The following is a 13,132-nucleotide window of genomic DNA, read 5'->3' as shown; positions in this document are numbered from 1 at the left end:
TGACTTTTTTACTTCAATTTATATTCCTGCTTATTTATATTCCAGCCTTTCAGTGCCAACACAGCTCCATCTTTCAGTTTTCCTTTTGCAGTTTCAATGGTTACCGTTTTCTTTTCACCCGGCATCAGGGAGAAGAAATTGTCTGTATAGAATGACGGACGTATCGGACTCATTTTTGAATTCAGGAATTGCAACTGATTAAAGAAAGCAATCTGCCCGGAAGTATTTCTCAAAGTAATATCTACAAAGTAATTGGTATCATCTTCTCTTACTTTATAGGTAAGTTTCACTTTTGCCTGTTTTAGTTTACTCAAATCTTCAAAACCTGAAGCAGCCGGACCGGTCAAAGTCTTGCTTCCTTCATATTTGTCATTAGAACGCCAATAGAAATTAGAAGAAACATCTTTTCCCTTTTCATCTTTCAGAATCAGTTTAATAAAGTGAACTTGAGATATGTTTTCCGGGAAACGAATAGTCAACGCATCATTCACCACTCCATCCGAAGGCAGATTAACCACTGCTGATTCTTCAAATACTTTCTTGCTGTTAATATCGTAAACCTGTGCTATCACTTTATAATTCTTAAATTCACGATAATAATCATTCACTACAGACACTGTATTCTTAAGATAGTCAAACTGTGCATGTAATGGTTCTAAAGAGTTGGCAGTATGATAAAGGGATGCTGTCGGTTCCAGAGACCAGTCCCACATACGGGAAGCCACTTGAGGCATAGAGCAGTTATGATACCAGAACAGGAGACCGGAACAGAAACGATCACCATAATCCAGTTTATTATAGTTCCATACTTCCCAGATACTCTTCGAATTAATAGCTCCCAGCAGTTGTCCTTTCTGCGCAAACTCATCGATGGATGATGATTTTCCGTAGTTATTCACCAAGTCTGTATACATAGTACTCATCAGATGGAAACCATTTCCATCCAGATAATCCCATACTTCTTTATTAATAGGCCAAAGATCTTTTTCATCCATCATTTCCCGAAGGATTTCCACAGTCGGAAGAGTAGGTGCACCGTATTCCGGATTAAATCCGTCTACACGGCTTCCTCTGGGAGAGGCCGTATTTTCATAATGTTGCATCGGATTTACCTGTTTGTAAGGACTGCCATCATGCACCCCTTCACATTCGGACTGCATCTGGAAGCCACGTGTACCATCTAGTTTATTCAGTAATTCAGGAGTACCGGTAACTTCTGTACTCTCATTAGAAGCAACATAATAAGCTAAAGAAGGATGATTACGAATACGTTTTACGGTAGATTCCACGTTACTCATATAGAGAGCCTTGTCATGCGGATGACGAGTATCACCAGTCATCCAGAATTCTTGCCATACCAACAATCCCAATTCATCACACAACTGGAAGAAATAATCAGATTCTGCAATACCGCCTCCCCACATTCTTAAAAGGTTGACACCTGACTGACGAGAGTATCGCAATTCAGCATAAGTACGTTCATCTGAAGTTCTCAACATTGCTTCCGGTATCCAGTTGGTACCACGAATAAATAATCGTTTGCCGTTCACATAAAAGACACGTGATTTATCAGGAGTTTTTCTATCTGAAACAATTTCACGAATACCGAATCTTGTTTTCACGGAGTCACATTCTTTACCATCAACTGATACTGTCAGCTTCAGGTCATATAAGTTTTGTGGTCCTTTATTGACAGGCCACCACAGTTTTGGAGAGTTAATAATCAGTTGCGGGAATTCTTCGGGGGAGAAGGTTGCTGTTTTTTCTTCTCCACGCATCAGTCGGAAGGTCTTTTCGAAAGTGATATTTTCACCCACAATTTCACCCTTCACCTTGCAACTGATTACCCGGTTACTGGTCGATGGATTGATAATTTCAACCGATACAGTCTCACGAGCCTGGTCATAATCAGGTTTTCGCAATTCAGATTTAACGAAAGGATGGCGTAATGCTACTCTGCCTGTAGCATAGAGGGAAATATTTTTCCATATACCTGTATTACGGTCACGGATACCGTCCATAAAGGTAAAGTCCCAACCTACCGTCATCAACATGGTAGTATTCAAACCAATGTTACCGTTTCCACCGTTATGGAATTCGCCGGCTGCTCCCCAGGATTTCGGCTTCGCACTTCCGGGAACATCTACCGGATAGACCTTTATAGCCAGTCCGTTTTTTCCTCCGATTTTCACAAAATCCGTAACATCAATATAGTCCTGAATAAACATACCGTTCATTGTACTCAATAAGTTACCATTCACCCATACTTCTGCCCGGTAGTTGATACCATCCAACTGTAACCAGACAGTCTTTCCCTTGAATGACTGCGGTACTGTAAAATCTGTCCGAAACCAATAGGTGTAAAAGTCACGTCCGGTTTCAGAAATATCCGGTATCAATTTAGATTCAATCTTATTATTGATTCCATAATAAGGCTCCGGGTATTTTTGGTTATACACCAAAGAATTCAAAACTGTTCCGGGAACGATGGCCGGCATCCAATTTGTAGTTGCATAATTGGATAACGAAATCTTTTCTCCGGGATCTGTTGCATCTCCAGCTTTTATCATTTTCCACTGGTAGTCGCCCTGATGACCAATTTCAGAATCAAGCCAGATGCGTTGCGCATTTCCGACATTGTTCTTCCCATTCTGTGCTGTCACTACTGCAGCAAAAAGTAATAATAAAATCGGGAAAAAGGTTTTAGCAATGTTGTGCATATTCGTACGTTACAATTTATTGGTTTATATAATCTTAAAAGTCTAAAACGGATGAGGACAAAAATAGTGTTTTCTACCTGTCCGGCATGCTAAAAACAAGTCAATAAATGAAATTTGAGTCCCAAACTACCATATATTGCCTATTTGAAGGTTATCTAGCAACAGACAAAAAGACATTAGTTAATCATTGGTTTATCCATTACAAATAGTTGGCATGTTAGCTATTAATAGCTGAATTCTCGGATATTAATACCTTACACGACAGGTATTAATACCCGAGACCTCAATAATTAACAGTCTGGAGACTCACTAATTCCGGTACACCGTTCCGTCATTTCGTAAAGACAAATTCTGTCCGTAATCCCCGGTGATCGAATACATTTTCAAACGGTTCCCAATTAGGAAGAACGATATCCGACGTTTCCGTGTTCTCTCCTATTACCTGACAACGTTTCACTTCCGTGTTGGGAGACAAAGTATAAAGAGTCAAATCTAATCGGTCTTTGGTGTCCTTCTCGCTCGGACGCGGCGTCCACGTGAATCCCGGATGCGTCACAGGGTCCGGATGTATCGTCCGGTAGGCATCACCTTTTATACCGCCTTCCCACAAAGAACGAGTGGTAGGCCACTGAACAACGTATGAAGCAAGACCTGCTGCCAAGGCACCTTCCGTCCAGTCAAGCCATGACGGTTCATTGAAGTCACCCGAGAGACAAACAAAAGGAGTGGTAGATGAATTAAAATCCTCCAGCAGTTTGTCCACCATGCCTTGACGAGCTTCTTTATTGACTTTTACTACATAGTCAACATCGTCCGTACCTTCATATCCTTTATATGCGATACCATTCAACTGATAAGGACCGTAAGGATAGAAAGCACCGTGACAGTTCATCACCAGCACAACAATGCCATCACCCAAGTCGATATAAACACCATACTTGTTTGGTGTAATCCCCGAGAAAGGATAACGTGATATAATGCTGCATTTTCCCTGCCCATTGTTGGAGTGAGTATGAACGTAAAGCCCCTGTGCTTGTATATCAGATTCGGAGAGATTACTGCATTCCTGCGCACAAAGCACGTCCACATCAATTCTATTGAAGTAATCCAACACAACGGAAGTCGATTTACCCCATAAGTTTTGTGTAGCAAGTTTCAGCGTTTTGGGTGCTACACGTGTTGCCCAAGTAGCAGCAACTTTTCCATTTGCATCAGCAGACATTTCAATATAGTAAGTCTTTCCACTGCCTACATTCAACGCAAGTCCCACCGGTACCGTTACCCGTACGTCCTGTTCTCCAGAAATCGGATGAGTGATATGCAGCGTAGCATTCACTCCAAAGGTTCCGGCGCACATATCCGGAAGCATATAGCATACATCCTCTTGGGGCACACACTGATAGGTCTTTCGGGTTGCTACCGGAAGATTCTCATATTCACTGTAATGTTGAGGTTCGATATGAGCATAAGGAACAGAAGAAGCGGCATCTGCAAAAGCCACGGAATTCACTGTAATATCCGAAGCTGTATCCGGATCCTTTTGCAAAACGATCTTAGATGCACGCGGAGCAAGAGTAACCTGCACCGATGCAGACGCAGCAGCTACACGAAGTGTACCATCTTTTTCATTACCTCTACTGACAAGCATCGCCATCGGATCAGCTAACGGCAATTGAGGAGTATACGCTTCTAAATCCCAATAAGTCTTACCAGAAGTCAACTCTGGGAATTTATCGGCTGTGGTGCACAAAAACAGAAATCGATAAACGACGCCTTTAGTTACAGAAACCTTTATTTCATTTGCTGCATCCCCTATACTTCCTGTTTTGTCAAACAGATAATTATATTGATCGTCAAAACAGAATATCTTCCATTTCATTCCGTCCAAAGACACAGAAGCCCTAGTGGAGGACATCGTTAGCCCCCCCTCCATATTCAGACTGAAACGTATTTCTTTTGTGTCATCCTCCTTCTGCACATCACTTACATATCCTTCAGCACAAGCCGTGAATAAGCTGGAAATCATTAGAAGAATCACAAATAAAGTATTCTTTAGCATTGTCTTACAAATTTAATCATTGAATATATATCCTTTCGAGAATCCGTTCAGTTATTCCCAACCTGCTTTATCACGGATACATCTGTAGGGGATTCCGTAATCCTTCTTCACATCCCAATTATGATAATCGTAGAATGTCTTGTCATCTATAGAGAGAGTTTCCCCTTTATTGATATTCACCCAAGCCACACTTGGCCACGTACCATAACAAGCCAAGTCTTTCACATTGGGAGCAGTTTTATTGGAGTATCCCCCCAATATGCGCAGATTAGTTGCCTCGCCGTCTTTATCAAACCAACAGTAAGTATATACAGCCTCCATTACCCGTGACTTGAGATGCTCTCCTACCCACAAAATATAATCTTTTGCCTCTGCACTGTTCAGTGCCGTCCAGCCCTCGGGACAAAGATTCTTCGCCCCCTCATTACCCGACTTACCTTGCATAGGAGTATTAAACGTGTAGCCTTCAGTTCCACAAAAATAAGCCTTATCCACAGTGTTATGCACAAGATAGGTGGACTGACGACAGTGCACCGGCGAATAGAGCTTCTCTCCCCACGATAGACAGGGAAGCGGAGTGCCCGGATACGGATCGGCAAACCCGATTACCAACAAGTTCTCATCTGAAACGGCTCCGTTAAGATGTGTGATAGCAAACTGACTTGTTTTCGCCGGATGTGCAGTCACCGTGTAAACAATCTCATGACGATAAAGACCACTACCTGCATCTTTAGTAGATGAAGAAATAGTAAGCCATGCAGGCAAACTTCCGTCATACGCAGCGTCCAATGCTGCTGAGCTATAATCTGTAACGACACGCTTTATAGTATATGGCATTGTAGCGTCAACTGCAATTTTTACATAAGTCCCTTTAATATCTGTACCAGCAATGATAGTAGCTTTGTTATCCATTACAGAGATTCCGTCTTCAATCGTTACCCAATCAATTGAAGTTCCGTCTTTCCATTCTTCTACTGAGATATCAAAGCCTGTAGAACCGGCTATCTTTTTCGTATTAAGCTGATAGAGATAGTTGGCCTCCACATTAATATCAGCAGTAAGATTCAGATAAAGAGTCGGCCCTTCTGTATTGGTATTAGCAAGTTTAGTGGTAGCCCATACTACTGTTTTTTCATTCTGCTCAAGAGTTGAAGTCAACTGAGTCGGATAAAGATAGAAACTCTTTCCGTCATTAGCTAAATCAGCTGCCGGTATTTCCAAAACATCAGCAGATATATTGCCTGCATTACCACTTACGTCACCTATGAATCCTTGAGTGTATCTATTCTTAATATATACCTTATCAATCACTAATCCCGATTCTGTTGGATCATTCAACAAATCAAATCTAGCTACACGTCTTTTAAGTTTTACATCAACCTGATTGTTGGAAGATTCCACATCGGCAACTGTCACATACTCCTTACCATCTGTTTTGACATTAGACATAACAAATGGAGGATTCAACTTACCACTTTCGGCAACAGTTTTGCTATTTAGTAGTTCATCGATTGTATTTGTTGCACTCATATTAGGGAAATTGCTCTCATTCTCACTCTCCACAATGATAAACCTCTTTTCTCCTCCAGTCGAAGAAGCTAATTCTACGGTATATGACCTTGTATCACCATTTGCACCTACAGAAGCATCCGCATAATTTAAGACATACCTTTGTTCATACTTACCTTCTTTGCTAAATTGATAAAAGGCTATTTTGTCATTAGTGCCACCATTTTCGTTACCAACACCTACTGCCTTGGTAAGGAATGCACCCGGAGTATGCAAGTTAAATGTTATTTTACCTTTGCCAGAAGGCTGGGGATCATCAGGAATCGGGGTTTCATCACTTTTTGAACAACCGACTAAAACCGTTGAGAATAAAACCAAACAGATATAAATATTCTTTAGAATTTTGTAGTTTTTCATATGTAAACAAATTAATTACGCTCCTTATCCCAAAAGAGCTGACTAAACCATTAATAAATTGTTTTATAGTTCTAAAAAACGAGAGGCTGTACCCAATTCCAGATTTGAACACTGCCTCTCATTATTATATTCATCAATCAACAACCCATCAATTCCATTCGATTTGTTGGTCTTCGTCCGGAATCAACGTATTCAAGTCACGTTGCATACTTAATGTACCTTCTACTCTATACTTCATACGGTTACCCGGGCTAAGCGTATAGTCCTCAAATGAGTATCCCATAGACAAAGTGATATAGATATGCTTCAAGTAAGGCTTCACAGGATCGTTCTCTTCGACAATTGTATAATAAGGAGCTTCCTTAAATCTATCATCATCTCCTTCACCCAGCAACACAACTTTAAAGTTATTGCCATCCTCGCCCCCGTTATCTGTCCATAATCTCAGTTTCTTCTTCATCTCACTTCCTTCATTCAACGGTTCATCCGTAAACTCCACATACAACTTATACTTTTTACGATCTAAGTAATTCACATCACGAACCCCCATGTAAAGCATAATAGTCTTTTCGTCATACACATAAGCTTTATGAGTAGCTAACATGAAGTTATCCTTCTGATTCTCTAAGAATATCTTCAACAAGCTGCCATCATACGAACCTGAATAATCATTGAACGGAATAATATTCAACAAAGCTTTCCGATAGTGCAGACGATTGTTCACCTGATAGTTATAAGACGGATCGTCCTGAATAGTCAATGGTAGAATATATTTATCCGACATATCCAACGGTTTAGCATTGTTCTGTCCTCCCAGAGTGAAATCAATAGGTAACAGCGCTTCAGATTCACCCGCAGGCATTTCTACTGTTTCCGGTATGGAATAGTACTGTTTTCCCAACTCTAGATAAAAAAGTTCCTTACGACGTTCACCAAAACGTTCATGATTCAACGCCTTCAACGTATCTGTGTCAAGTGCCACATGGATAGTTCTTGCCTGTGTATTCATAGTAGAGCCACTCAACAAAATCGGAAGCTGATAAGTCACCACTCCTCCCGGTTTGTAGCGTACATAAGTAGAAGTTACCCCTTCGTTATTAATCTCCGCCTTGAAAGATGCCAACTGTTTGAATTGTTCATCTTCCCACTCATTGTTACATGAAGTGCAACATACCGCTGCCATCATGCCAATCAATAATTTACATATATTATTCATCTTTTCTATCCAAATTTAGTAGGTTTATTCCGGATCTTTCCAGCCCGGATTCTGAATCATCCACATATTCCGTTTCATTATATTGTGATGGATCGGCCAAAACCACATCTTCGTAGTAAACATGGTAGGCAAGGAAGTGACCTCTATCGGTGTATGAAAACCATCCGGATTTTCCGAAGTCAAATAGATATTACAACCATAAATAGGAAGAGCCTCTTCAATGGGAGCATCACACCAACGACGAATATCAAAGAAACGATGACCTTCCGCAAACAGTTCAATCTGACGTTCACGTTTTACTTTAATACGGAACTTCTTTACATCATCATACACCTCATAGTCTGGCAAGCCGGCACGAATGCGAATAGGCTGAATACCCTCCTTCAAAGCTGTTGCCGAACGTGTGATAGTATACATAGTCTCACCATTCCAAGACGGAATTTCATAAGAGCCTTCAACTTCGTTCAATGCTTCCGCATAATTCAACAGAATTTCCGCATATCGAATGTCCGGAGCATACTTTTGCACTACACGACTCACGTCATACGATTTTTCAGAATCAGCTAAATCTTTTGGGTGTACAAACTTCTTAATACCGATACCTGTACTCAAATAGTTAGTACCTGCTTTGTAACCATCTTGGGCATCTCTATAGTAGAAAATAGGAACATTCGTTTCTTCTTTCTCCTCCGCACTTGCATTCAACATATGCCATACACTACCATTGTAGGCTACTGATGCATAGAAACGAGGTTCACGGTTCACATACTGCTTGGAAATACCTTTTCCCAATGGACCTAATTCAGGATAATTAGACAGTTCGGACGTTTCAACCACACCTGCAACACGCGGTTGTTCATTATAACGACTTGGATCAGTATATCCATCCATACCTTTATACATAGAATTCATACCCGGACAATCGCTACCATCTTTCATGTAATAAGCATCACATTGCTTCTGCGTCATGCCATGACAGTTATATCCACCGCCCTGTGAACGAGGTAACTGATGGATAACCATTACTCTGATATTCTCAGCCCCCTGATTGACACCTCTAGTAAATATAACTTCGTCATTATTGTACGCACCCACTTCTCCATCAAACAAAGAACGGTATGATTCGAACGGATCAATATTTTTCCAGCCATTAGGCCAATCTTCCGTATGGAAAGTTCCGTTATCGTCTGGCGGAGTAATAGTTGTCGGGTAGGCCATATCATTACTTTCTCGTTTATAAGCCACATACAATTTATACCGTTTCAAGTTCATTACATCCTTAGCGGCGGCTGCAGCTCTTGCCCACTTCCGGTTGTCGTATGTATCGGACAGCAACTTACGCCCGCTTTTATCAACCAATGCATCAATCACCTCCGACGGTGCTTGTCCGTTATACAAAGGGCTTGCTGCATACAAAAGCACACGCGAACGAAGTGCCAATGCCGCACCACGTGTAGGACGAACAATATTCTGTACGTCGCGTGTGTCGTCCAACATCGTAGCCGCCTTCACCAATTCCTCAGCAATGTAATCCGCACATTCATCATACGTATTTCGAGGATAAGCGATATCATCATACTCTTTCGTATAATCGACCCCTTCATCCGGAACAATGGGCACCGGACCGAATGAACGAATCAGCATCCAATAGAAATATGCACGCAAAAAATGAGCCTGTCCTTTCATATCCGTAATCTCAGCTTCAGTAAGCTCTTTATTTCCATCCACATTATGAATGAAAATGGAAACGTGACGAATCGCTTGATAGGCGGCCTGCCATATATACAAACTGTTTCCACTACCTAATCCTTTTTCCGTATAGTTTCCACCCTTCCAATCTACATAATTCAAATCTATGTAGTACATATCATCTGCAAAATTGAAACTAGTGTTCTTTTTACTGTTCACTTGTTGCAGATAATCGTGATTCATATAAGCGTATCCCTTTGCCAACCATTCATTGGTATAGTCCTTACTCTGAAACACATTTTCAATGTTAACACGTTCCTCGAAAAGGTAGTCTGAGTCCAAATAATCGGTACATCCGACAACCATGGTACTCACTCCTAATATAAAACCTAAATTTATTATAAGTTTCTTCATATTCTGTTCTTGTTTATAGATTAACTGATACGCCTAACGAAAGCGTCTTGCTTAACGGGTATTTCTTTCCGTCCGCACTTCCCAACTCCGGATCCCAATATTTAAACGGAGAGAATGTCAGCAAGTTGGTTCCGATAAAGAAAACACGCACTTGATTCAAATGAATCTTATTAACCCAAGCTTTCGGGAAGGTATAGCCGATATCCAATGTCTTCAGACGAAGATAAGAACCATCTCTTAACCAATAACTAGATTGTTGATAGTTATTCTCATTATCACCATAGGTCAAACGGGGGAATTCCGCATTCGGATCTTCATTCTCACCAAGAATCCAACGGTTGCTTTCTGCCATTTCCTTCAAGACATTTCCCCAACCGTCACCACCTTGGAACATAAAGACAGTTGTACCTTTGACAAAGAAAGACGACTTACCTGCTCCTTGGAAATGAGCATTGAAATCCAACCCTTTCCACTTGGCCGAAAAACCAAATCCATACACCAAGTTAGGACGAGTGGTAGCACCGATAGCCACCCGGTCATTCGAGTCAATTATACCATCACCATTAATATCTTTATATTTAATGTCACCGGGCATCACCTCACCAAAGGTTTGCTTCGGACTATTTCTGATTTCCTCATAATCTTTGAACAATCCCAAAGCAATAAGTCCTCTTGCCTGATTAACACGATGTCCCTGATCCAACTTATATTCATAAATGGTGTTCTCTTCATCTTTTTCTATCACCTTATTCTTACTGTAAGTAATATTACCACGTAACGTAAAATTCACTTTACCAAATTTCTGTTTGAATGCAAAATGACCATCAAATCCTTTTGCTTCTACAATACCAACATTTGCTTTCGAAGCATTACCAATTCCCACTTCATAAGGAATATAAGAACGAGTCATATAGATACCGTCACGACGTTCTTTAAAGTAGTCAATCTCTCCAGTCAGTTTGTCATTAAAGAAAGAAAAGTCAATACCCAAATCTTGTTTAGTAGCAACTTCCCACGAAATAGCTGGAGAAGCCACTGTTGAGTAATATTTTCCATTCCACAATTTCTCTCCAGTTCCAACATCTTCAAAATGGTAAACATTATTATCGGTTGCTATCGAATATAAATAAGGGAAACGTACTCTCTTATTACCTTCGTACAAAGCATCATTTCCAGTCTTTCCATAAGAATAACGGATTTTCAGCATATTCAACCATTTTCCGGCAATCTTTTTCATGAATGGTTCCTCAGCCAAGTTCCATGCACCGGAGATAGCCGGGAAGAATCCGAAACGATGGTCTTTGTGGAAATTCTCAGAGCCGTTGTATCCGAAATTAAAATCAATAAAATAACGATAATTCCAGTTATAGTTGAAACGTCCGGCTATTCCCTGATTACGATAAGGAATACCGTTCTTCAAGTCTGTACCTATATTTTGAGTAAAAATCTTAGAAGCCTGCGTATACTTCAGTACACCTCCAACATGATGAGTTTTGAAAGCACGACTATAGTGCAGTTCCCATTCAAAGAACTCTCTCTTTTCTCCTTCCGAATTGGAAGATTGCGACATCACTTTTTCGTCTCTGATTTTCGTGAAATTCAATGTTCCATCTGGCTGACGATAACGGTCGGCCTTGTAAGCAGCCGGAGATTTATAACGTTTAATCCAATTGGAGTTATACGTATCATATCCGAATCGACCTACAAAGCGCAATCCTTTGGTTACAAAATCCAATTTCTGTTCCAGCGTAAGACTTGTTTGAATATTATTCTTCCAACTTTCATTATATCCGGATTGTGTAGTCATTACCCAAGGATTCATATTATCATCCTTATCTGCCCATCCCGGAATTTTTCCATCCGAATATTCTGCCGGCATCATGATAGAATTATATCCCATCAATACACTCCACAAATTATCTGTACCACTACCTGTATCATTCTGCTTACGCAAAGAACCGGATACCCCGACCTTCAACAGAGTCGTTTTCGTAATATCAATATCCACATTCATACGGTACGTCCATTTTCTGAAATGTGCGTTTGTATTATAATCCTTAAGACTTTTGTCAGTCTTATACATACCTTGTTGATCCTGATAACTTCCGGAAACGAAGTAACGCGCTGTTTTACCACCACCACGCATATTCAACGTAGCACGTGAGCTCCAAGCGCCGTCACGTAACACCATATCCATCCAGTCTACATCCGGGAAGCGGTCTGGATCAAGTTGTGTACGAAACAGTTCCAATTCTGATGGCGAATACAAAGCCTCTTGATTTCTTGTCAAACGAGCTTCATTAGCCATAGAAGCATATGTGTAGCCGTCTACAAATTCTGGTGCCTTTGTAAAAGTGCTATAGAAACCTTCAACCTTTGCATCAATATTAATTTTACCTTCCTTACCACGCTTTGTATTTATCAAGACTACACCATTAGCTCCCTTACTACCATAAATAGCCGTTGCAGAAGCATCCTTCAACACTGTAAATGATTCAATATCTTCTACGCTCACTTCATCAATGTCGCGTTCAAATCCATCAACCAATACCAATGCAGCCGTATTAGCACCAAAAGTGGATATACTACGAATCCAGAACTCGGACACACTACCTGGTCGTCCGGAAGTTTGCATAGCCATTACACCCGGAACAACACCAGCCAATCCATCCACCACAGAAGTGGAAGGAACCGATTTCAACGCATCTACATCCACATTAGTAATGGCACCAGTCACTGCAATTTTCTTTTGTGCTCCCGTACCTGTAATTACGACTTCATCAATAATCGTACTAGCTGCTTCTTTCATTCTTACGTTGATGGTTTTTTGTTCTTTTACCAATACCACCACGGTCTCATAACCTATATATGAGAATACAAGTCTGTCATAAGCAGATGCCTTTATTTTGTATCGACCATTTATATCAGTGATAACCCCCAATCCAGGCATATTCTGTATCGCAATATTCACACCAATCAAAGGCTCTTTATTCTCATCGGTCACCACTCCGGTTATCATTGCACTTTCCTGCGCCCAAATGGTTATGGAAAAGAGCAGCAATAACATACATGCAATTAATTTTTTACTCCTCATAAAATATATGTGTT

Annotated in this window: 6 protein-coding genes; all 6 read right to left on the bottom strand. The window is 40.7% G+C overall.

Annotation, left to right across the window (positions count from 1 at the left end; genetic code table 11):
* Positions 1–8 precede the first annotated feature (8 nt).
* A complete protein-coding gene (locus I2I04_RS19355) occupies positions 9–2,720 on the bottom strand; it encodes a glycoside hydrolase family 2 protein (protein ID WP_195655714.1) in 2,712 nt (903 codons plus the stop codon).
* 331 nt (positions 2,721–3,051) lie between these two features.
* Positions 3,052–4,779 carry an endonuclease/exonuclease/phosphatase family protein gene (locus I2I04_RS19350; RefSeq protein WP_099146579.1) on the bottom strand — a complete coding sequence of 576 codons (1,728 nt, stop codon included), beginning with the start codon at positions 4,777–4,779 and terminating at the stop codon, positions 3,052–3,054.
* Positions 4,780–4,830: 51 nt separating this feature from the next.
* Positions 4,831–6,705, bottom strand: a complete 1,875-nt coding sequence (locus tag I2I04_RS19345; RefSeq protein WP_195655713.1) for a hypothetical protein — start codon at positions 6,703–6,705, stop codon at positions 4,831–4,833.
* Positions 6,706–6,853: 148 nt separating this feature from the next.
* Positions 6,854–7,921 carry a DUF4973 domain-containing protein gene (locus I2I04_RS19340; protein WP_195655712.1) on the bottom strand — a complete coding sequence of 356 codons (1,068 nt, stop codon included), beginning with the start codon at positions 7,919–7,921 and terminating at the stop codon, positions 6,854–6,856.
* Between the two features lie 24 nt (positions 7,922–7,945).
* Entirely contained in the window at positions 7,946–10,024 is a 2,079-nt protein-coding gene (locus I2I04_RS19335) for a RagB/SusD family nutrient uptake outer membrane protein (RefSeq protein ID WP_195470749.1), read from the bottom strand.
* A gap of 13 nt (positions 10,025–10,037) precedes the next feature.
* The gene (locus I2I04_RS19330) at positions 10,038–13,118 is read right to left on the bottom strand and encodes a SusC/RagA family TonB-linked outer membrane protein (RefSeq protein WP_195470750.1); all 3,081 of its coding nucleotides are present in this window, start codon (positions 13,116–13,118) and stop codon (positions 10,038–10,040) included.
* Between the last annotated feature and the right edge of the window lie 14 nt (positions 13,119–13,132).

This window comes from Bacteroides sp. 1001136B_160425_E2, from assembly GCF_015559655.1.
Lineage (GTDB): Bacteria > Bacteroidota > Bacteroidia > Bacteroidales > Bacteroidaceae > Bacteroides > Bacteroides luhongzhouii.
The sequence above is the reverse complement of the archived record's forward strand: the minus strand, read 5'-3'. Positions and strand labels throughout refer to the sequence as shown.